This is a genomic window from Mesorhizobium sp. ES1-1 (genome assembly GCF_020164785.1).
GTDB lineage: Bacteria > Pseudomonadota > Alphaproteobacteria > Rhizobiales > Rhizobiaceae > Mesorhizobium.
Map to the genome: position 1 here is coordinate 122,263 of NZ_JAIUGX010000002.1, position 20,452 is coordinate 142,714.

Consider the following 20,452-nt stretch of genomic DNA (forward strand, 5'->3'; position numbering starts at 1 on the left):
GCGATCGCCCATATGGGCGATCGGACTCCGGATCAAGCGGGGCACCGATGCTGCGATACGTCTTCCGGCGGCTTCTGACAGCCATCCCGACGCTGTTCGTCATCGTGACGATGGCGTTCTTCCTGATCCGCGTCGCGCCAGGAGGGCCGTTTAACCAGGAGAGGGGGCTGAGCCCGGAGATCAAGGCCAATCTCGAAGCCCAGTTCGGCCTTAACGATCCGCTGTGGCTGCAATTCGTCCACTATCTCGGCAATCTGCTGCGCGGCAATTTCGGGCCGAGCTACAACATGCCGGATTTCACCGTTACCGAGCTGTTCGCCAAGGGCCTGCCCATTTCGATCCAGCTCGGCGCTTCGGCGCTGCTCCTGGCGCTGCTGCTGGGTAGCGTGCTCGGCACCATTGCCGCGCTCAACCAGAACAGGCTGGGCGACTATACGGTCATCGCGGTGGCGACGGCCGGAAGCACTATTCCCACCTTCGTTATCGCCCCATTGATCCAGCTTCTGTTCGGATTGAGCTGGAGGCTGCTGCCGATCGGCGGTTGGGGCGATGGCGCCCTCGTCAACAAGATTGGTCCCATCCTGACGCTGGCGCTGCCGCAGATCGCCATCGTCGCCCGCCTGATGCGCGGCTCGATGATCGAATCTCTGCGCTCTCATCATATTCGCACGGCGCGCGCGCTTGGCCTCTCCGACTGGTCGGTCGTGGTCAAGCATGCGTTGCGCGGCGCTATCCTGCCGATCGTCTCTTTCACGGGACCGGCTGCCGCGGCCCTGCTCACCGGTTCGGTCATTGTCGAGACGATCTTCTCGATCCCGGGCGTTGGCCGTTATTTCGTCGATGCTGCGCTAAACCGCGACTACACGCTGGTCATGGGCACGGTGGTGGTGATCGCCATCTTCACCATCCTGTTCAACCTGATCGTCGATGTGATGTACGCGGTCGTCGACCCGAGGGTGCGCTATGACTGATATCGCAGCCACGGCACCCGCCATTGTTGGCCGCTCGCTCTGGGGTGACGCCTGGGCTCGGCTCAAGGCCAATCGCGCCGCCATGTTCAGCCTGTGCTACCTCGCCTTGATCGCGATGATAAGCATCGGCGGTCCATGGTTCGTGCCGCATCAATACACGACCATCTATGCCGACTATGTGCGCATGCCGCCGAGCCTGTCGGCCTACCCCAAACCCGACATGATCCAGGGCGCACTCACCGATGCGATCAGGCGTATGCGCGTCGATATCAAGGAGTGGCACCAGCAAGGCAGCCAGGTCTTCGTGACCGTCACTTCGACCAAGCCGATCGACGACCGCAACATCCGCTACCTCGACCGTTCCGATGCCTTCGATAATACCAGGATCGAGAACAAATCGCCCGACGGCCTCGAAGTAACTATGAGCGCCTCGGTCAAGCAGCAATATTTCCTGTTCGGCACCGACAACACCGGGCGCGATCTTCTGGCGCGCACGCTGATGGCCGGCCGCATCTCACTCGCCATCGGACTGCTCGCTGGCGTGGTGGCGGTCCTGATTGGTGTGCTCTACGGCGCTGCCGCGGGCTTGGCCGGCGGCAAGGTCGACGAGGTGATGATGCGCATCGTCGACGTGCTCTATTCCTTGCCCTTCATCTTTTTCGTCATCATGCTGGTCGTGTTCTTCGGCCGTGACTTTGTGCTGATGTTCCTGGCAGTCGGAGCCGTACTTTGGCTCGACATGGCGCGCATCGTGCGCGGCCAGGCGCTATCGATCCGCCGCCAGGAATATGTCCAGGCGGCGGAGGCGATGGGGGTCGGCCAGCGTGGCATCCTGATGCGCCACGTCATCCCTAACCTGCTCGGCCCGGTGGTGATCTACATGACGCTGCTGGTGCCGCAGGTCATTATCCTGGAAAGTTTCCTGTCGTTTCTCGGGCTAGGCGTTCAGGAGCCGATGACCAGTTGGGGTGTTCTGATCTCGGTCGGCGCCAAGAACATCGGCACCGCCAACTGGCTCTTGCTTTTCCCGGCTTTTTTCCTGGTTTCGACGCTGTTTGCCCTCAACTTCGTCGGCGATGGCCTGCGCGACGCGCTCGACCCGAGAGATCGATAATGGCGATCGCTAAATTGGAAGCACCCGAAACGATCCTCAGCGTCAAGGACCTGCGCGTCCGCTTTCGTACGCTCGATGGCGCGGTCGAGGCGGTCAAGGGCATCAATATCCATGTCAATGCCGGAGAAACCGTTGCCGTGGTCGGCGAATCCGGCTCCGGCAAGAGCCAGACCATGATGGCCGCTATGAGCCTGCTGGCCTCGAACGGCGCGGCCACGGGCAGCGTCGACTATCGCGGCCGCAACCTTTTGACGTTGAGCAAATCCGAGCTGAACAAGGTACGCGGCGCGAGGATCAGCATGATATTCCAGGAGCCGATGACCTCGCTCGATCCGCTCTATTCGATCGGCAACCAGCTGATCGAACCGATCCGCCGGCATCGCGGCCTGAATGCCGCCGAGGCTCGCGAAGAGGCGCTGAAGCTGCTAAGGCTGGTGCATATTCCCGACCCCGAGCGGCGCATGAAATCCTGTCCGCACGAAATGTCGGGCGGGCAGCGCCAGCGCGTCATGATCGCCATGGCGCTCGCCAACGACCCTGATATTCTGATTGCCGACGAGCCGACGACGGCGCTCGATGTCACCATACAGGCGCAGATCCTGGCGCTTTTGGCCGAATTGCAGCGCAAGCTCGGCATGGCGATCGTCTTCATCACGCATGATCTCGGCATCGTCCGGCGCTTCGCCGACCGGGTCTATGTCATGCGCCAGGGCGAGGTGGTCGAGGAGGGTGAGGCGGAAGCGATCTTCCTCAATCCTCAACATGCCTATACCAAGATGCTCCTGGCCGCCGAACCGACCGGAACCAAGTCCCCGCCGCCCGCGAACGCTCCGGTCCTGCTCGAAGGCAGGAATGTCGAAGTGACGTTCAAGATAGGCGGCGGCTTTCTCGCCGGCGAGCCGCTGATGCTGCGTGCCGTCGACCACATTTCGATCCGGCTGCAGCGCAACCAGACTATCGGCATTGTCGGTGAATCGGGCTCAGGCAAATCGACGCTTGGCCGCGCCCTATTGCGGCTACTGCCGAGCGACGGGGTGATCCGGTTCGGTGATCGCGACATTTCGCAGGCCGACCGCCGGGCGATGCGACCGCTACGCCGCGAGATGCAGCTCGTCTTCCAGGATCCGTTCGGCTCCCTCTCTCCGCGCATGACCGTCGGTCAGGTCGTCACCGAAGGGCTTCTGGTGCATGAGCCCCATCTGTCGGGAAACCAGCGCGATCAGCGCGCCGTCGCGGCCTTGCTGGAAGTGGGCCTCGATCCCAACGCGCGCAACCGCTACCCACACGAATTTTCCGGCGGACAGCGGCAGCGCATCGCCATCGCGCGAGCTATGATCCTGAAGCCAAAGCTCGTGGTGCTGGACGAGCCGACTTCCGCGCTTGACCGCTCGGTGCAAAAACAGATCGTCGAACTCCTGCGCAAGCTGCAGGCCGACCACGAACTGTCCTATCTCTTCATCAGTCACGACCTAAAGGTCGTCCGCGCCATGGCCGACTACATCATCGTCATGAAGCACGGCAAGATTGTCGAGGAGGGACCGACGGAAGCGATCTTCAGCAACCCAAAGCAAGCCTATACGCAGACGCTGATGGCCGCTGCGATCGACGTCACGCGCTTTCGCCTGAGCGCCTGAGGTGGCCGACACAAGCTCACGCCGTCTGCCCGTCGGTTCAGCCCGCTGAACCAGGGCACTTGTGTGAACGCGCCGCGATGATGGCATCCTGCTGCTGCTTCAGCCGCTCGATCCTGGTCGTTTCCCGAGCTGCGACGGCGCCTTTGACACGCGAGCCTCCGGGCACCCAGCGCGGAACGTTGGTGTTCGCGACCTTGCCTCTGGTGACAGCGGTTTGCGAGATCGCGCGCGCATTGTCGCCAAGCGCGCTGTTGAGTTCGGTGCAACTCATTCCGTCATATTTCGCCGGATTGATCGAGGTGCCGATCGAAGAGCAGCCGCCGAGAACAGAGAGAGTGATGAGGAGAGTGGCCGGATAGGCTCCGATAGACGGGAATCTCATTTCAATCTCGCTCCGGCGCCGCTCGCCCAGCGGCCGTTTCGAAGGAGGTAGGCCAGCTCACATGCCCCGTCAAACGACATTCTGCCCACGATCGGTTCTAACGGTCTGAATTTCATACCGCCACTTGTCTTGCCCGCTAACGGCGATACTAATCTGATTGGAGAGCAAGGGGTCCGACGGGAGGGTCAAATCAATTGATATACAGCCACGCGGCCATGTTTTTTCTCATCAATCTCGTGGTGCTCGGCATGACCCCGCAGCCTGCGGATGCCCGTTTGAGGGTGACGCAGAAAACTGAATATTTTGCCGTCTCGGGAACTTCCATTCCGCAACTGTACGAGAATCTGAGGCGCGCGCATCCCAGTTTTGACGCGGAAACTCACTGGGACGCTTCGGTCAACCACACTTGGAGAAAGCTCGGGAAAAGATGCTCGATGACAAGTGTCGACGTCTCGTTAAAGTTGGTTGTGTTGCTGCCGAAGCTCGCCACGGAGGTTTCGCCTGAGATCCGAGCCAAGTGGGAGAGATTTCTGGCTGGCGTGATCGTTCACGAGAACGGGCACGTGAAACTCTATAAATCGACTGCCAGGGATCTCGATAGAAGTCTCAGTACGCTGTCCCGGCCATGCGACATCTTCTTGCGTGATGCGGCCGCTGTCACCCAGGATGGATACAATAAGATGCAAAAAACCAATGACGACTACGACGCCGAGACCGACAATGGTGTCAAACAGGGTGGCACCCTATACTGAATGCCGCGTCACGTGTCTCCACCGATATCAGGCGCGGGAGGCGGCCGCCGCCGGTTCGACCACCAGATGAGGTAGAGGGCGCCAATCTTCATGACGGGAACACGCCTCTCCCGCTCATGCGCGCGCAATTCGCGATAGGCCTTCACTTTCAAAGTTCCGCCTGGAAGCTTGACCCGTATCGTCATCGCGGCTCCGTGGGGATCTCATGAACAACCGTGGCACAATGCCAATAAATTGTTGCAATGCTATGAACATTGCTGTGATCGGCTGACGACCGAGACGTTTAATTCTTTGGGATGGGTCTTTGAGACCGGCTCTGCCCGCCGCGGGGAACCGTCTTGCAATGCGAGGTATCGGGTTAAACAGACCGCTTGCTATCTGTTTTTCTGGTCGGAGTGGCAGGATTTGAACCTGCGACCCCCTCGTCCCGAACGAGGTGCGCTACCAGGCTGCGCTACACTCCGTGACCAGACCGCGGGCTTATAGCCGCCATACTCCATTCCTGCAAGCGGCAATGGCCGGCCTTGTGTCGCATTTCATTGGCCTTCGGCGGCACGTGGCTTGGTACCCAATGGAGGCGTGTTAGTAAGGACTGACGACGTCGCCGGTCTCGACATAAATCGACTTCAACTGCGAATAGAGGGCGAGTGCTGCCAGCGAATTTTCGCGACCGATGCCGGATTGTTTGACGCCGCCGAACGGGATTTCCACCGGTGTCAGATTGTAGGCATTGATCCAGCAAGTGCCGGCCTGCAACTCGGCGATGACACGGTGCGCACGCGCCAGGTCGCGCGTGAACACGCCGGCGGCGAGGCCGAACTCGGTGCTGTTGGCGCGGTCGATCACCTCGTCCTCGCCATCGAATTTCAGCACGCTCATCACCGGTCCGAAGATCTCTTCACGTGCGATGCGCATGGTGTCTTTCACGCCAGTGAAGATGGTGGGTTCGACGAAGAAGCCGCCATCGAAGCCTTGCAGCGAGGGGATTTTGCCACCGCATGCCAGGACAGCGCCCTCCTGTTTGCCGATGCCGATATAGGCGACGACCTTCTCGTGCTGTGCTTTCGACACCAGCGGGCCCATCTGGGTTTCGGGGTCGAGTGGATCGCCGATGCGGATTTTCTTGGTCCGCTCGACCAGCCGGTCGACGAAGCGATCATGGATGCCGCTCTGCACGAAGACGCGCGTGCCGTTGGAACAGATCTGGCCTGTCGAATAGAAATTACCAAGCATGGCGCCGCCAATGGCGTTTTCGATGTCGGCATCGTCGAAGACGATCAGCGGCGATTTGCCGCCGAGTTCCATCGTTGCATGTTTCATCTTCGAGCCGGCGAGCGAAAGCACCTTGCGGCCGGTCGCCACCGAACCGGTCACGGAAACCTTGGCAACGACGTCGTGGCCGACCAGGCCCGCGCCGACATCGCCATAGCCCTGCACCACGTTGAAGAGCCCATCCGGCAGGCCGGCCTCGCTGTAGATTTCGGCAAGCGCCAGCGCCGACAGCGGCGTGTTTTCAGATGGCTTGAACACCATGGCGTTGCCCATGGCCAGCGCCGGAGCCGACTTCCAGCCGGCGATCTGGATCGGATAGTTCCACGCGCCTGTACCGACGCAGACCCCGAGCGCCTCGCGCCGCGTGTAGGCGAAGGGGCCGCCGAGGTCGACGGATTCACCATTATAGGCTGCGACCGCGCCGCCGAAATATTCCAGGCAATCGGCTGCCGAGGGGGCGTCCGCCACCAGCGTCTCCTGGATCGCCTTGCCTGTGTCCAGCGTCTCGATACGGGCAAGATCGGCATTGCGCGCGCGCAATATGTCAGCGGCACGGCGCAGGATGCGGCCCCGATCGACCGGCTTCAGCCGCGCCCAGGCCGGCTGCGCCGCCCGCGCGGCCTCGATGGCCAATTCCAGCACGTTCGGCGTCGCCGAACGTAGCATGGCGATGGTTTCCCCCGTTGCCGGATAGATAACCGGCAGCGGCGAGCCTTGCTCATCCTCGATGTAGCGTCCGTTGACATAGTGCGATGCCGTGGGTTGGGCGCGCATGGGGGTCTCCAATCTATCGCGGCATCCGGATCGTGCGACGCCCGATCATGCTCTATCTGTCCGATACCTGCCAGCGGGGATTGATCCATGGTTCCTGGTTGGACGGCGCCAGCGGCGTGCGCCCGAGGATGTGGTCGGAAGCCTTCTCGCCCGTCATGATCGACGGCGCGTTGAGGTTGCCGTTCGTGACGCGCGGGAAGATGGAAGAGTCGGCGACGCGCAAGCCGTCGACGCCGATGACCCGGCATTCCGGATCGACGACGCTCATCGCGTCATCGGTGCGGCCCATCTTGCAGGTGCCGCAAGGATGGTAGGCGCTTTCGGCGTGATCGCGGATAAAGGCATCGAGGTCGTCGTCAGACTGTGCATGCGGACCCGGCGAGAGCTCGCGCCCGCGATAGGCGTCGAATGCCTTCTGGCCGAAGATTTCGCGCGTCAGCCTTATGCAGTGACGGAACTCGCTCCAGTCATCGGGATGCGACATGTAGTTGAAGCGGATCACCGGTTTCGATTTTGGGTCCGGCGAGCGCAGCGTCACCGAGCCGCGCGACTTCGACCGCATCGGCCCGACATGCGCCTGGAATCCGTGCGATTTGGCCGCCGCCTTGCCGTCGTAACGGATCGCGGCCGGGATGAAGTGATACTGGATGTCGGGGTAATCGACACCTGGGCGTGAGCGCACGAAGGCGGCCGCCTCGAAATGGTTGGTGGCGCCAAGACCCGTCTTGAGGAACAGCCATTGCGCGCCGATCAATGCTTTCGAAAACGGATTGAGCACGGAATTCAGCGTGATGGGCAGCAATGATTCCTGCTGGATGTAGAGTTCCAGATGGTCCTGCAGGTTGCGGCCGACGCCGGGCCTGTCGGCTACCACGGCGATACCATTTTCCCGCAGATGATCGGCGGGGCCGATGCCCGAAAGCATCAGGATCTTCGGCGAATTGATCGAGGATGCGGCGACGATGACCTCACGCCGCGCCTTAACGAGCTGAATCTGTTTGCGAGCTTCGATCTCGACGCCAACGGCGCGTTGATTCTCGATGATCACCCGGCGCGCGAAACCCTTGACCAGGCTGACATTCCTGCGCTTGAGCGCGGGCTTCAGATAGGCCGAAGCCGCCGACCAGCGGCGACCGCCGCGTATGGTCTGCTCCATCGGCCCGAAGCCCTCCTGCTTGGAGCCGTTGTAATCGTCGGTCAGTTCGAACCCGGCCTGGCGGCCTGCCTCGACGAAGGCGCCATAGAGCGGATTGCGCCGCGCACCGCGCTCGACGTGCAGCGGGCCGCCATGGCCACGCCAGCCATCCTCGCCGCCATCATTGTCCTCCATGCGCTTGAAATAAGGGAGCACATCGGCAAAACCCCATCCCGCAGCACCTTCCTCCGCCCAATGGTCAAAGTCGCGGGCATGGCCGCGCACATAGACCATGCCGTTGATGGACGACGAACCGCCGATGACCTTGCCGCGCGGCGTCGCCAGAACGCGGCCGCCGAGATGCGGCTCCGGCTCGCTGGCGAAGCCCCAGTCATAGAGGCTCATATTGAGCGGGATCGATAGCGCCGATGGCATCTGGATCAGCGGCCCGATGTCGGAGCCGCCGAATTCGATGACGATGACCGAATGCTTGCCGTCTTCCGAGAGGCGATAGGCCATGGCCGAGCCGGCAGAGCCAGAGCCTATGATGACGAAATCCGCTTCAAGCATGGCTCAGGCGCGCCCATCATTCATATGCGTGATGAAGTCGGCCAGCGAGACATTGCCGCCGGTTGCCACGACCAGGATCGTCTTGCCCTTTACATCGACCTTGCCACCCAGCAGCGCCGCCAGCGAGGCGGCCCCCGAAGGTTCGAGCACCAGCTTCAACCGCTCGAAGCCGACCCGCATGGCGCCGCGCACCGATTGATCGTCGACGGTAATGCCGCGAACCCCGGCTGTCTTGACCGCGGCGAACGGCGCATCGCCAGGCCGCCGTGACATCAGCCCGTCGCAAATCGATTTCGGGCCGATCGGCATGGTCTCGATACTACCCTGCGCGAGCGAGGCGCCCATGCCGTTGAAACCTTCGGGCTCGACGCCGATGATCTCGGTGGCGGGGGAGAGATAATGGAAGGCGAGCGAAACGCCGCCGATCAGGCCTCCGCCACCCACGGAGCAGAACAGAAGATCCGCATTGGCGCCCTTGGCTTCGAGCTGATCAAGCGCTTCGAGCCCGGCGCCCGCCTGGCCCGCGATGATCTCCGGATCGTCGAATGGATGCAGCAACGCGAGCCCTTCAGTCTCGGCGATCTCACGCGCCTTGGCGGCGGCGACTTCCTCGCGCGCCCGCTCGCCATGGTCGGTCAGCACGACGCGCGCGCCATAGCCGGCCGTGGCGTCGCGCTTGGCGGCCGGCGCGTCGATCGGCATGACGATGGTCACCGGAATGCTGAGTGCCTGGCCGGCTGCGGCCAGACCTTGCGCGAAATTGCCGGAGGAATAGGCGACGACGCCCTTCCTAGCCTCGCCAGGCGAAAGCTGCTTCAGCCGCCAATAGGCGCCGCGCACCTTGAACGAGCCGCCCCATTGCAGCGATTCCGGCTTGACGAACACTCGGGCAGCGCCGGTCACATCGGCAAGCGTGGCGGATTCCAGCAGCGGTGTAATCTGCGTCGCCTGGGAGGTGACGGCATAGGCTCGCCTGAGATGGTCCAGCGAGGGGACGAGCGTTGTTGTCATCATTCGCCTCGCGGATACCGTTTGCTCTCCTCGAGATTGTCGAGGTTCATATGATTGCGCATGTAGCGCTCCGACGCCTTCTGCAGCGGCTGGAAATCCCAGGGGTAATAGGCGCCGTTGCGCAGCGCCGGATAGACCACCCAGCGGCGCGCCTGGCTTTCGCGGACGGCGGCGTCAAAGCCAACCATGTCCCAGCGCGCCCGGACCTGGTCCATGAAGGCAGCCACCAGGGCCGTATTGGCCGGATCTCCGGCCAGATTGTCGCGCTCGAGCGGGTCGGCGTCGAGATCGAAGAGAAGTGGCGGATCGAGCTCGCAATGAACGAATTTGTATTTGCCGTCCCGGATCGCCACGAGCGGAGCGGCGGAGCCCTCCGCGGCATATTCGATCAACACCGGCGCCGTGCGCGGCGCGCCATCGACAAGCGGCAGCAGCGACTGGCCGTCGGTCCATGGTGCGATCGCCCCGATGTCGATGCCGGCTAGGTCGCAGAGCGTCGGCGTCACGTCGAGATTGGAGACCGGCGCCTCGATCAGCCCGGCCGACACACCTTGGCCCGCGATCATCAGCGGCACCCGCGCCGAGCCCTCGAAGAAGCTCATCTTGAACCACAGGCCGCGTTCGCCGAGCATATCGCCATGGTCCGAGCAGAACAGGATGATGGTGTCGTCGAGCATGCGCGTGCGCTCGAGGACATCCAGGAGCTCGCCCAGCTTGTCATCGACATAGGAAATATTGGCAAAGTAACCACGACGCGAACGGCGCACCTGGTCAGGGGTAATGTCAAAGGACGCGTAGTCGCTGGCGCGGTACAGCCGCTGCGAATGCGTGTCCTGATCCTCATAGGCGATGAACCCGGTTTCCGGGTCCATAGCCTGACAATTCTCATAGAGATCCCAATATCGTTTGCGCGCCACATAGGGATCGTGGGGATGCGACAGCGACACGGTGAGGCACCACGGCCGGTGGTTCGCGTCGTCCTGTTCGCGCGAAAGCTGATAGAGTTTCTGCGTCGCCAGAAACACGACCTCGTCGTCATACTCCAACTGGTTGGTGGTCTCGGCGACCCCGGCACCGGTCACCGAACCGAGATTGTGATACCACCAGTCGATCCGCTCGCCGGGCTTGCGATAGTCCGGCGTCCAGCCGAAATCGGCGGGATAGATGTCGGTGGTCAGCCGTTCCTCGAACCCATGCAACTGGTCCGGCCCGACGAAGTGCATCTTGCCGGACAGGCAGGTGTAATAGCCGGCGGCACGCAGGTGATGGGCGAAGGTCGGGATCGACGAGGCGAATTCGGCGGCATTGTCATAGACCCCCGTGCGCGACGGCAGTTGCCCGCTCATGAACGAGGCTCGGCCCGGCGCACAGAGCGGCGACGCCGTGTAGTTGTTCTTGAAGCGGGCCGAACGCACCGCAAGTGCCTTGAGGTGAGGCGCATGCAGGAATTCCGCCGGCCCGTCCGGGAACAATGTTCCGTTGAGCTGATCGACCATGACGATCAGGAAGTTCGCTCGCTTTGCTGTCACTGCCGCTCGCCAAGTTTGGTTTCAAGATAGTCTTCGACGAGGCTAATCGCGGTGGCCGCGTCGGGCACCCCGTCCTTCAACGCCCGCCGGATGTAGAGCCCGTCGATCAATGCCGCGGTCGTTTCGGCGACGCGATCGGCTTCGGCTCTGGGCAATATGCCGGTCAGCCCGCTCATCAGGTTCGAATGCAGCCGTCGCGCATAGACCCTGAGCAGCCGGCGCAAAGTCGATGATCTCTGCGCCTCGACATAGAAGGCGAGCCAGGCGGCGATGGTTTCCGGCCGGAACTGGGCTTCAGAAAAGTTGACGGCAACGACGGCAGAGACGCGGTCGCGCGGCGATGCCGCGGGTTGTAGGGCGCGCCGCATGTCGATGGTCAATTCGGCGAGGATGTGGCGCATCGTCGCCAGTAGTAGCTCGTCCTTGGCACCGAAATAGTGATGAGCCAGCGCCGACGAGACACCTGCGCGCCCGGCTATCTCCGACATGGTCACGTCAAGCGAGCCACGTTCGCCGATCGCCGAGATCGTCGCATCGATCAGCGCCTTGCGGCGCAATGGCTCCATCCCGATTTTCGGCATGCTGTTCCCAGGTTGTAGGGTCGAGATTATTTTTTATTGACGCGTCAATCAACAAAAAAAGATTGGTGTGTTGACTGCTGTACCAAGTGATTGTCTGTCACGGCCCTACACGACATGGTCGGGATTGTTTACATTTGAACAATGGATCGATCTGTGCCGGGACCGCCGTGCGGGAAGGCACCAAGGATGGAGACCGCCATGACCGCATGCATCGTTGGATGGGCGCATTCGCGCTTCGGCAAGCTAGAAGGCGAGACGCTGGAAAGCCTGATCGTCAAGGTGGCGACGGATGCCCTGGACCACGCCGGCATAGGTCCCGACGAGGTCGACGAGATTGTGCTCGGTCATTTCAACGCCGGCTTCTCGTCCCAGGATTTCACCGCCAGCCTGGTCCTCCAGGCCGACGACCGGCTGCGCTTCAAGCCGGCGACCCGGGTCGAGAACGCATGCGCCACCGGCTCGGCGACGGTCAGCCAAGGTGTCCGCGCAATCGAAGCCAAGGCCGCGCGCATCGTACTGGTGGTCGGTGCGGAACAGATGACGACGACGCCTGGACCCGAGATCGGCAAGAACCTGCTGAAAGCCTCCTATCTGCCGGAGGATGCCGACACGCCGGCTGGATTTGCGGGTGTCTTCGGCAAGATCGCGCAGGCCTATTTCCAGCGCTACGGCGACCAATCCGACGCGCTGGCGATGATCGCCGCCAAGAACCACAAGAACGGCGTCGACAACCCCTATGCGCAGATGCGCAAGGATTTCGGCTACGAGTTCTGCCGCCAGGAGAGCGAGAAGAACCCGTTCGTCGCTGGCCCGCTGAAACGCACCGACTGCTCGCTGGTCTCGGATGGCGCCGCCGCCCTGGTCCTTGCCGACACCGGCACGGCGTTGAAGATGCGTCGCGCGGTGGCGTTCCGCGCCAATGAGCATGTGCAGGATTTCCTGCCGATGTCGAAACGAGACATCCTGGCCTTCGAGGGCTGCGAGCACGCCTGGAACCAGGCGCTGAAGAACGCCGGCGTGACGCTCGACGATCTCTCCTTCGTTGAGACGCATGACTGCTTCACCATTGCCGAACTGATCGAATACGAGGCAATGGGCCTTGCCAAGCCGGGCGAGGGAGCCAAGCTCGCATTGGACGGCTCCACGGCGAAGGGAGGCAAGCTGCCCGTCAATCCCTCCGGTGGACTAAAGGCCAAGGGCCATCCAATCGGCGCGACCGGCGTCTCCATGCATGTGCTGACCGCCATGCAACTGGCCGGCGAAGCCGGCGGCATCCAGGTGCCCGGCGCCAAGCTCGGCGGCATCTTCAACATGGGCGGAGCGGCCGTCGCCAACTACGTTTCCATCCTAGACCGGATCAGGTAAACCGCCCGGCAATCACGGGAGGTTTCATGGCGAACCCGGTTTTGGTTGAAGTCCTACGCGGTGCAATCGTCGAGAGTGCACATCGCGGCGCGGTTTCCGTCTTCGACGGCGACGGCAAACCTGTCTGGGAGATAGGCGACACCGCCAGACCCGTATTTCCGCGCTCGGCGGTCAAGGCGGTCCAGGCCTTGCCGCTCGTCGAATCGGGCGCCGCCGATGCCTACGGCTTCGGCAATCGCGAATTGGCGCTTGCCTGCGCCTCGCACTCGGGCGAACCCGCGCATGTGGAACTCGCCCGGGCCATGCTGGCCAAGGTTGGACTGGACGAGTCAGCGCTCGAATGTGGCGCGCATTGGCCTTCCGACCACGATGCAGAGATTGCGCTCGCCCGCAGCGGCGCTTCGCCGAATGCGCTACACAACAATTGTTCCGGCAAGCACTCGGGATTCCTCTGCACCTGCGTCCATTCCGGCCTCGACCACCGAGGCTACGTCAAGGCGGGCCACAAAGTGCAGGAGATGGTCCGCGACGCCATGCAGTCTGTTACAGGCGCCATCCATGGTGTCGAGGAGCGGGCAATCGATGGTTGCTCGATTCCCACCTATGCAGTGCCGCTGAAGAGCTTCGCGCTCGGCTTTGCCCGCATGGCCACGGGCAATGGATTTGGTCCCGACCGCGCTAAGGCCGCGAAAAGGCTGCTTTCGGCATGCATGGCAGAACCATTCTTTGTTGCCGGCACCAATCGCGCCGATGTCGCCTTGATGGAAGCCGCCCCTGGCCGGATCTTCGCGAAGGGCGGCGCCGAAGGCGTCCATTGTGCCGCGATCCCGGAACTCGGCCTCGGCATAGCGCTGAAATGCGACGATGGCGCCGGCCGTGCGGGCGGTGCGATAGTCGCCACCGTCCTTGCCCGATTACTGCATGCGGACGAAACGCTGTCCGCGAGGTTGCTTGAATTGGCGAATGAAGCAATTGAAAGCCGGATCGGCGCCAAGGTCGGTGCGCTGCGGCCGACGGCGGCGATTGGCTAGACGGGCGCCCGCGACTTAAACTCGAACGACAATGCACTTGACGCTTCCGTTGGAAGCGCAGGAATCGTGGCAGCTTCCGACATGGCGCCTATCCAGAATGCGCGACTGGCTTGTCGAGCAGCCGCTCCGCGCCTAAGCTCAGGCATGAGCAGAGCCTTTACCCGTGAAGAAGACAGCGAAAACGCCATCGCCGGCATTGGCGAGCGGCCGGTAAGCCACCACCGTAACCTGGTGACCGAACACGGCCTGATGCAGATCGAGCACGCCTTGACTGAGTTGCGCGACGAGCTGGCCAAGGCAGAAAAGAACGCCGATCGCGAACGCATAGCGCTGGTGTCGCGCGACTTGCGCTACTGGACCGCACGGCGTGAAAACGCCGAACTATCCGTGCCGGAGCCGGGCAGCGATCTGGTGCGCTTCGGCATGGGCGTCACGCTGGAAGGCGAGGACGGCAAAAAGGTACACTGGAAGATCGTTGGCGAAGATGAGGCTGACCCATCGAAGGGCTCGATCTCCCATATTTCGCCGATGGCCGTAGCCCTGTTCGGCAAGAAGGTCGGGGACGTGGCTGTTGTCAACGGCAAGGAATGGGAAATCGTCAAGCTGTCGGATGCCTGACGCCAGCTGGCGTCGTCTATTTGGCCAGCCTTTGCGATGTGACCTCGTACTTGTCCATGACATCACGAGCAGCGCGCATCTGCCGCTCAAGGTCGTCACTTTCCACCGGTCTGAGAATGACGCCGTCATCGATTTCGATAATCTGGAGTTGATCGCCCACTTGCAGGTTCAGGCTGTTGAGCATTTCCCGTGGGAAGATCACGGCGCCTAATCCGTCTTCGAGCTTGTGAACGATAGTCTTCACGGTTGTTACCCTTGGTTGCGTTCGTGTTTTGATACAACCTTTTCCGGCAACATGGCAATCTTCGCTTAGCGTGCCAACAGTCGATCCGTCAGCCGATCCGCCGCTTCGGGAATAACAGTACCAGGCGGAAAAATCTCGGAGGCACCGGCTTGCAACACCGCGTGATAGTCTTGCGGCGGGATGACGCCGCCGGCCACGATCAGCATATCACCGCGGCCGAGCTTTTTCAGCGCATCGCGCAACTCTGGGATCAGCGTCAGATGACCCGCCGCCAACGACGAGGCGCCGACGATATGGACGTCCTGTGCCGCTGCCAGTCTGGCGATCTCCTCCGGGGTCTGGAACATCGCGCCGACGGTGACGTCGAATCCCAGATCGGCGAAGGCGGTGGCGATGACCTTCTGCCCCCGGTCGTGGCCGTCCTGACCCATCTTGGCGACCAGGATGCGGGGCTTGCCGCCGAACTTTTTCTCGAACGCATCGAGCTTGTGCTGCAGCCTGTCGACCACCGCATTGTCGCCCAGCGTCTTGCGATAAACGCCTGAAATTGTCTGCACCGTAGCGACATGACGGCCGAAAGCCTTCTCCAGCGCCATTGAGATCTCGCCCACCGTGGCGTTGGCGCGTGCGGCGCGTATGGCGAATTCAAGCAGGTTCTCATTGCCATGCGCGGCCTGGGTCAGCGCGTCGAGCGCGCTTTCCACGGCCGCGACATCGCGCGTGCCTTTCAGGCTTTGGAGCTTCGACAATTGGCGGGCTCTGACCTCGGCATTGTCGATCTTCAGCACATCGACCTCGATGTCCGTCCCGGGCCGATACGCGTTGACGCCGACCAGCATCTGCTCACCGGAATCGATGCGCGCTTGAGTGCGGGCGGCGGCTTCCTCGATGCGTAGCTTTGGGATGCCCTGTTCAGTCGCGGCCGCCATGCCGCCGAGCGCCTCGACTTCCTCGATATGGGCAAGCGCGCGCGCCGCCAGATCATGGGTCAGCCTCTCGACATAGGCCGAACCGCCCCACGGATCGATGATGCGCGTGGTGCCGGATTCCTTTTGCAGGATGAGCTGGGTGTTGCGGGCGATGCGCGCGGAGTGGTCGGTCGGCAGTGCCATCGCCTCGTCGAACGAATTGGTATGCAGGGACTGCGTATGGCCTTGGGTCGCCGCCATCGCCTCGATCATGGTGCGCGTGATGTTGTTGTAGGGATCCTGCGCCGTCAGCGACCAGCCCGACGTCTGGCAATGTGTGCGCAGCGACAGCGAGCGTTCGTCCTTCGGTGCAAAATTCTTCGCCATCAAAGTCGCCCACAACAGGCGCGCTGCCCTGAGCTTGGCGACTTCCATGAAGAAGTTCATGCCGATTGCCCAGAAGAAGGACAGGCGCGGTGCGAAGCGGTCGATATCGAGACCGGCCGCAACTCCGGCACGCGCATATTCGATACCGTCGGCGATCGTATAGCCGAGCTCGAGGTCCGCCGTCGCACCAGCCTCCTGCATGTGGTAGCCGGAGATCGATATCGAGTTGAATTTCGGCATGTTCTTCGACGTGTAGGAGAAGATGTCCGACACGATCCGCATCGAGGGTTTCGGCGGATAGATGTAGGTGTTGCGGACTATGAACTCCTTCAGGATGTCGTTCTGGATGGTCCCGGCGAGATCCTTCTGGGCGACGCCCTGTTCCTCCGCTGCTACGATGTAGAGCGCCATGATCGGCAACACGGCGCCGTTCATCGTCATCGAGACCGTCATCTCGTCTAGCGGAATCCCATCGAACAGCTGGCGCATGTCGAGAATGGAATCGATGGCGACGCCGGCCATGCCGACATCGCCGGCGACGCGCGGATGGTCGCTGTCATAGCCGCGATGCGTGGCGAGGTCGAAGGCCACCGAAAGGCCCTTCTGGCCGGCGGCAAGGTTGCGCCGGTAGAAGGCGTTGGACTCCTCCGCCGTCGAGAACCCGGCATATTGCCGGATGGTCCAGGGCTGCTGGACATACATTGTGGGGTAGGGGCCGCGCACGAAGGGCGGCAGGCCGGGATAGGTGTCGAGATATGGCAATCCCTTGAGGTCGTCCTCGGTATAGAGATGCTTGACGACAAGGCTTTCCGGCGTTGTCCGCTGCCCTTTGATATCGACCTGTGCGCCGCGGGGCGGCACCCAGCCGATCTGACTGAAATCGGGAATCAAGAAGCGGCTCCGATCGATTGGTCGATGCGGACAGGAAACAGCTGTTCGCAGACGGCTACGCCTTCGGTGAGGGGCGACCGCCGTTCCGCCGCCAGTGTCTCGACCGGACGCTCGCTTTTCAGGGGATAGACCGTCGTACCGACGATGGTGCGCTCGCCTGAACGGTAGGCTTCATTGCGGCGCGCGGCCGCTTCATGAACGCGAGCCTGGATATGCCCGTCCTGGAGACTGGCCAACACGCCGCCCTCCGCCTCGATCATCTGCAATTGCTCCCAGGCCGCCTCGCATAGATGCGCGGTCAGGGCTTCGACAGCGCCGGAGCCATGGGCAGGATCGGCGACATGATCGATGTGGCTTTCATTGGCCATGACCAATTGCGCGTTGCGGGCGACCCGGCGGGCAAACCCGGCCGGCAGGCCGTGCGCGGCCGTGTGCGGCAGGATCGAGATCGAATCGGCGCCGCCGGTGGCCGCCGCGAAGCCGGCAATGGCGCCGCGCAGGATGTTGGTTTCGGGATCCAACATCGTCATCATGCGAAACGATGTCTCCGCATGGATGTTGGCCGTGGAGCCGGGGATGGAGCACGCCTCCTGCGCCCGTGCCCAGAGCCTTCGCAGGGCCCGCACCTTGGCCATCGACAGGAATTGGTCCTGATCAACGCTGAGCGCGAAGCCGATGTGCGGCGCCGCATAGACAAGGGGCTGCCGGGCAGTCTCGAACATCCGGAGATAGGAGACAGCCGAAGCGAGCATGATGCCAAGCTCCTGTGCCTCGGTGGCGCCGGCATTGTGGAAGACACGTCCGTCGGCCTCCAGCAGCACGCCCGGGACATCCATGGAGAAGAAATGCGCCAGCGATTGCGGCATCGAGGCCTGCAAAGCCTCGATCGACATCCGCAACCGGCCCGTTCCGGCGAAGATCGCCGCGGGATCGATGCCGAAGGAGAGGTTGAGTGTGGCCGGATCGGACCGGCGTTTGCCCAGAAACGCTACCAGCCAGTCGGCGACGGCGCGGCTCCACGGATGGGCATCGATGCGGATCTGCACACGGTCGAGGGGGATGCCGTCGAGCACCGTCTCCAGCGCCTGCGTGGTTCTCGGCAGACCAAAGCCGAATGCATTCGGGGCGCCTTCGAAGACGAGCGACAAGCCGGTCGCGCCTTGGGCAACATCTTCCAGTGCTTGGGCTTTGGCGCGGTCGATATCCGGATCGTCGACGCGCTGGCTGACGATCCAGGGCGACAAGGGGTTGGCGCGCACCATCGGCTCCGCCCCGGCCGCACGGTCGTAGAGCGGCTCGATGCGCATACCGTCATCGGTGCGCGAGACAAGCTTTTCCTCGAACGATGCGCCAGCCAGCGCCTTCTCCGCCAAGGCCAGCCAACGCTGGCGCAGGGGTTCACCATCCTTCGTCAAGGCTCCGGCGGCCATCCGTTTTCCTCGTTTCATTGGGCCGTGTCAGGCCGGTCGTCAGTCTACGGTTCCCGGTTCATTACCGCAATGCAACGCAACCTCCATGACCGATTCTATCCCGATATAGGGCCGGCTGGCTGGAACGGAACAATGAGCGACTGTCATACAGCAGCGAATCCGCACGCTTCCAAAACCCGATTTCGAGGATTGGCATTGTCGCTATGCGGCAGCGTCACTATACCTGCGGCGAGCCCTGGTTACTTTGGCAGACAGCATTGCGGAGAGCGTACATATGGCTGACGACAACAGCATTTTCATTGGCGCCAGCCGCAAGCCGGACGACAGCTACCAGCGCGCCGAGCAACTGCTACTGCAGTACGGCAATCGCCATGGCCTTGTGACGGGCGCCACCGGCACCGGCAAGACCGTTACCCTGCAGATTCTGGCCGAAGGATTCTCCAACGCCGGCGTGCCGGTGTTCTGCGCCGACATCAAGGGCGATCTCTCCGGCATAGCCATGATGGGAACGGCTCAGGATTTCCTCGTCAAACGGGCCGAGCAGGTCAGGCTCGACCCTTACGACTTCCAGGAATTTCCGGTCATCTTCTGGGATCTGTTTGGAGAGCAGGGCCATTCGATCCGGGCGACGGTCTCGGAAATGGGGCCATTGCTGTTGTCGCGCCTGATGAACCTGACCGAGGCGCAGGAAGGCATCATGAACATCGCCTTCCGCCTTGCCGACGAGGAAGGCCTCCTCCTGCTCGACATGAAGGATCTGCAGGCGCTGCTCGCCAACATCGCCGAGCGCGCCGACGAACTGGGCTCGCGTTACGGCAATGTGACGAAGCCTTCCGTGGGAGCCATCCAGCGCACGCTTCTGGTGCTCGAACAGCAGGGCGCGGCGCATTTCTTCGGCGAGCCGGCGCTGCGCATCTCCGACATCATGCGAACGACCCGTGACGGGCGCGGGGCCATTAGCGTGCTCGCAGCCGACAAGCTGATGATGAACCCGCGCCTTTACGCAACCTTCCTCCTCTGGCTGATGTCGGAACTGTTCGAAGTGCTTCCGGAAGTCGGCGATCCCGACAGGCCGAAGCTCGTATTCTTCTTCGACGAGGCGCATCTTCTGTTCGACGAGGCCCCGAAGGTTCTGATCGACCGTGTCGAACAGGTTGTCCGCCTGATCCGTTCGAAAGGCGTCGGCGTTTATTTCGTCACCCAGAACCCTCTCGATATTCCCGAAAAGGTCCTGGCGCAGCTCGGCAACCGCGTCCAGCACGCCTTGCGCGCCTATACGCCAAGGGAACAGCAGGCGGTGAAGACGGCAGCGGAGACGTTCCGCCCGAACCCCGATTTCGACTGCATGACCGCCATTACCCAGCTTGGGACCGGCGAAGCGCTGGTCTCGACGCTGGAGGCCAAGGGCATCCCGTCCATGGTGCAGCGGACGCTGATCCGCCCGCCGTCCTCGCGGCTCGGCCCGATCACACCTGCCGAGCGCCTCCAGCTTATCCAGGAGAGCCCGGTCGCTGGCCAATACGAGCAGACCATCGACCGCGAATCGGCCTTCGAGATGCTGCAGAAAAAGGCCAGGGAAGCTCAGGATTCGGAAGAGCAGGGGAGGCAGGGAACCACCGGCGGCTCGCGCTGGACGATCCCCGGCTTCGGCAATGACGATGACAAGCCGGGACCCGCTGGCCGGCGCGTACCTTCGCCGCGTCCGTCCAATCGGCAGACAGTGGCCGAGGCCGCGATCAAGTCGGTGGTTCGATCCGTCGGTTCTTCGGTGGGCCGGGCCATTGTGCGCGGAATCCTGGGCAGCCTGTCACGGGGACGATGAGCACTGACCTGGAGTCGGCGACGACGTCGTT

Annotated in this window: 18 protein-coding genes and 1 tRNA gene; 8 read left to right on the forward strand and 11 right to left on the reverse strand. The window is 62.4% G+C overall.

Annotation, left to right across the window (positions count from 1 at the left end):
* Positions 1-47 precede the first annotated feature (47 nt).
* The 3 genes from LB513_RS03330 to LB513_RS03340 are packed head-to-tail and all read left to right on the forward strand — an operon-like array spanning position 48 to position 3,719.
* Entirely contained in the window at positions 48-971 is a 924-nt protein-coding gene (locus LB513_RS03330; RefSeq protein ID WP_224662043.1) for an ABC transporter permease subunit, read from the forward strand.
* Positions 964-2,085: an ABC transporter permease gene (locus LB513_RS03335; RefSeq protein ID WP_224662044.1), complete on the forward strand. Its 1,122-nt coding sequence runs from the start codon at positions 964-966 to the stop codon at positions 2,083-2,085. The genes LB513_RS03330 and LB513_RS03335 overlap by 8 nt, the downstream gene beginning before the upstream one ends.
* Positions 2,085-3,719, forward strand: coding sequence for an ABC transporter ATP-binding protein (locus LB513_RS03340; RefSeq protein ID WP_263481942.1), 1,635 nt, complete (start codon positions 2,085-2,087; stop codon positions 3,717-3,719). Before LB513_RS03335 ends, LB513_RS03340 begins: the two co-directional genes overlap by 1 nt.
* 37 nt (positions 3,720-3,756) lie before the next feature.
* Here LB513_RS03340 and LB513_RS03345 read toward each other — a convergent pair whose 3' ends face one another.
* On the reverse strand, positions 3,757-4,101 hold the full coding sequence (locus tag LB513_RS03345; protein WP_224662045.1) for a hypothetical protein: 345 nt from the start codon (positions 4,099-4,101) through the stop codon (positions 3,757-3,759).
* A 215-nt stretch (positions 4,102-4,316) separates the two neighbouring features.
* Between LB513_RS03345 and LB513_RS03350 the strand changes: the two genes are divergently transcribed.
* The gene (locus LB513_RS03350; RefSeq protein ID WP_224662046.1) at positions 4,317-4,853 is read left to right on the forward strand and encodes a DUF922 domain-containing protein; all 537 of its coding nucleotides are present in this window, start codon (positions 4,317-4,319) and stop codon (positions 4,851-4,853) included.
* An 8-nt stretch (positions 4,854-4,861) separates the two neighbouring features.
* Here LB513_RS03350 and LB513_RS03355 read toward each other — a convergent pair whose 3' ends face one another.
* From LB513_RS03355 to betI, 7 genes are all read right to left on the reverse strand, one after another.
* Positions 4,862-5,038: a hypothetical protein gene (locus LB513_RS03355; RefSeq protein WP_224662047.1), complete on the reverse strand. Its 177-nt coding sequence runs from the start codon at positions 5,036-5,038 to the stop codon at positions 4,862-4,864.
* Between the two features lie 202 nt (positions 5,039-5,240).
* Positions 5,241-5,317 (reverse strand) — tRNA-Pro (locus LB513_RS03360).
* Positions 5,318-5,435: 118 nt separating this feature from the next.
* Positions 5,436-6,899: a betaine-aldehyde dehydrogenase gene (betB, locus tag LB513_RS03365; RefSeq protein ID WP_224662048.1), complete on the reverse strand. Its 1,464-nt coding sequence runs from the start codon at positions 6,897-6,899 to the stop codon at positions 5,436-5,438.
* Positions 6,900-6,951: 52 nt separating this feature from the next.
* On the reverse strand, positions 6,952-8,604 hold the full coding sequence (gene betA / locus LB513_RS03370) for a choline dehydrogenase (protein WP_224662049.1): 1,653 nt from the start codon (positions 8,602-8,604) through the stop codon (positions 6,952-6,954).
* A 3-nt stretch (positions 8,605-8,607) separates the two neighbouring features.
* Complete coding sequence (locus LB513_RS03375; RefSeq protein ID WP_224662050.1) at positions 8,608-9,615, reverse strand: threonine/serine dehydratase; 1,008 nt, start codon at positions 9,613-9,615, stop codon at positions 8,608-8,610.
* Positions 9,615-11,144 carry a choline-sulfatase gene (gene betC / locus LB513_RS03380; protein ID WP_224662051.1) on the reverse strand — a complete coding sequence of 510 codons (1,530 nt, stop codon included), beginning with the start codon at positions 11,142-11,144 and terminating at the stop codon, positions 9,615-9,617. The genes LB513_RS03375 and betC overlap by 1 nt, the downstream gene beginning before the upstream one ends.
* Positions 11,141-11,725, reverse strand: coding sequence for a choline-responsive transcriptional repressor BetI (gene betI / locus LB513_RS03385; RefSeq protein ID WP_224662052.1), 585 nt, complete (start codon positions 11,723-11,725; stop codon positions 11,141-11,143). Before betI ends, betC begins: the two co-directional genes overlap by 4 nt.
* A 198-nt stretch (positions 11,726-11,923) precedes the next feature.
* Between betI and LB513_RS03390 the strand changes: the two genes are divergently transcribed.
* From LB513_RS03390 to greA, 3 genes are all read left to right on the forward strand, one after another.
* On the forward strand, positions 11,924-13,090 hold the full coding sequence (locus LB513_RS03390; protein ID WP_224662053.1) for an acetyl-CoA acetyltransferase: 1,167 nt from the start codon (positions 11,924-11,926) through the stop codon (positions 13,088-13,090).
* 26 nt (positions 13,091-13,116) lie between these two features.
* The gene (locus LB513_RS03395; RefSeq protein WP_224662054.1) at positions 13,117-14,121 is read left to right on the forward strand and encodes an asparaginase; all 1,005 of its coding nucleotides are present in this window, start codon (positions 13,117-13,119) and stop codon (positions 14,119-14,121) included.
* Between the two features lie 144 nt (positions 14,122-14,265).
* Positions 14,266-14,739 (forward strand): transcription elongation factor GreA, encoded by a 474-nt coding sequence (gene greA, locus LB513_RS03400; protein ID WP_224662055.1) that lies wholly within the window; start codon positions 14,266-14,268, stop codon positions 14,737-14,739.
* A 16-nt stretch (positions 14,740-14,755) separates the two neighbouring features.
* On the opposite strand, the gene LB513_RS03405 is transcribed toward greA, so the two are convergent.
* The 3 genes from LB513_RS03405 to LB513_RS03415 form a co-directional block, all read right to left on the reverse strand.
* Complete coding sequence (locus tag LB513_RS03405) at positions 14,756-14,983, reverse strand: AbrB/MazE/SpoVT family DNA-binding domain-containing protein (RefSeq protein ID WP_224662056.1); 228 nt, start codon at positions 14,981-14,983, stop codon at positions 14,756-14,758.
* A 65-nt stretch (positions 14,984-15,048) separates the two neighbouring features.
* Positions 15,049-17,169, reverse strand: a complete 2,121-nt coding sequence (gene scpA / locus LB513_RS03410) for a methylmalonyl-CoA mutase (protein ID WP_224662057.1) — start codon at positions 17,167-17,169, stop codon at positions 15,049-15,051.
* Positions 17,166-18,599, reverse strand: coding sequence for a methylmalonyl-CoA mutase subunit beta (locus LB513_RS03415; protein ID WP_224662058.1), 1,434 nt, complete (start codon positions 18,597-18,599; stop codon positions 17,166-17,168). The genes scpA and LB513_RS03415 overlap by 4 nt, the downstream gene beginning before the upstream one ends.
* A gap of 274 nt (positions 18,600-18,873) precedes the next feature.
* Here LB513_RS03415 and LB513_RS03420 point away from each other — a divergent pair, with 274 nt between their 5' ends.
* The gene (locus LB513_RS03420) at positions 18,874-20,421 is read left to right on the forward strand and encodes a helicase HerA-like C-terminal domain-containing protein (RefSeq protein ID WP_224662059.1); all 1,548 of its coding nucleotides are present in this window, start codon (positions 18,874-18,876) and stop codon (positions 20,419-20,421) included.
* The last annotated feature ends 31 nt before the right edge of the window (positions 20,422-20,452 follow it).

Excerpts from the sequence above, each read along its gene's own strand:
- LB513_RS03330 (WP_224662043.1), top strand. The coding sequence starts at position 48 with ATGCTGCGATACGTCTTCCGGCGGCTTCTGACAGCCATCCCGACGCTG.
- LB513_RS03335 (WP_224662044.1), top strand. The coding sequence starts at position 964 with ATGACTGATATCGCAGCCACGGCACCCGCCATTGTTGGCCGCTCGCTC.
- LB513_RS03340 (WP_263481942.1), top strand. The coding sequence starts at position 2,085 with ATGGCGATCGCTAAATTGGAAGCACCCGAAACGATCCTCAGCGTCAAG.
- LB513_RS03345 (WP_224662045.1), bottom strand. The coding sequence starts at position 4,101 with ATGAGATTCCCGTCTATCGGAGCCTATCCGGCCACTCTCCTCATCACT.
- LB513_RS03350 (WP_224662046.1), top strand. The coding sequence starts at position 4,317 with ATGTTTTTTCTCATCAATCTCGTGGTGCTCGGCATGACCCCGCAGCCT.
- LB513_RS03355 (WP_224662047.1), bottom strand. The coding sequence starts at position 5,038 with ATGACGATACGGGTCAAGCTTCCAGGCGGAACTTTGAAAGTGAAGGCC.
- betB (WP_224662048.1), bottom strand. The coding sequence starts at position 6,899 with ATGCGCGCCCAACCCACGGCATCGCACTATGTCAACGGACGCTACATC.
- betA (WP_224662049.1), bottom strand. The coding sequence starts at position 8,604 with ATGCTTGAAGCGGATTTCGTCATCATAGGCTCTGGCTCTGCCGGCTCG.
- LB513_RS03375 (WP_224662050.1), bottom strand. The coding sequence starts at position 9,615 with ATGACAACAACGCTCGTCCCCTCGCTGGACCATCTCAGGCGAGCCTAT.
- betI (WP_224662052.1), bottom strand. The coding sequence starts at position 11,725 with ATGCCGAAAATCGGGATGGAGCCATTGCGCCGCAAGGCGCTGATCGAT.
- LB513_RS03390 (WP_224662053.1), top strand. The coding sequence starts at position 11,924 with ATGACCGCATGCATCGTTGGATGGGCGCATTCGCGCTTCGGCAAGCTA.
- LB513_RS03395 (WP_224662054.1), top strand. The coding sequence starts at position 13,117 with ATGGCGAACCCGGTTTTGGTTGAAGTCCTACGCGGTGCAATCGTCGAG.
- greA (WP_224662055.1), top strand. The coding sequence starts at position 14,266 with ATGAGCAGAGCCTTTACCCGTGAAGAAGACAGCGAAAACGCCATCGCC.
- LB513_RS03415 (WP_224662058.1), bottom strand. The coding sequence starts at position 18,599 with ATGGCCGCCGGAGCCTTGACGAAGGATGGTGAACCCCTGCGCCAGCGT.
- LB513_RS03420 (WP_224662059.1), top strand. The coding sequence starts at position 18,874 with ATGGCTGACGACAACAGCATTTTCATTGGCGCCAGCCGCAAGCCGGAC.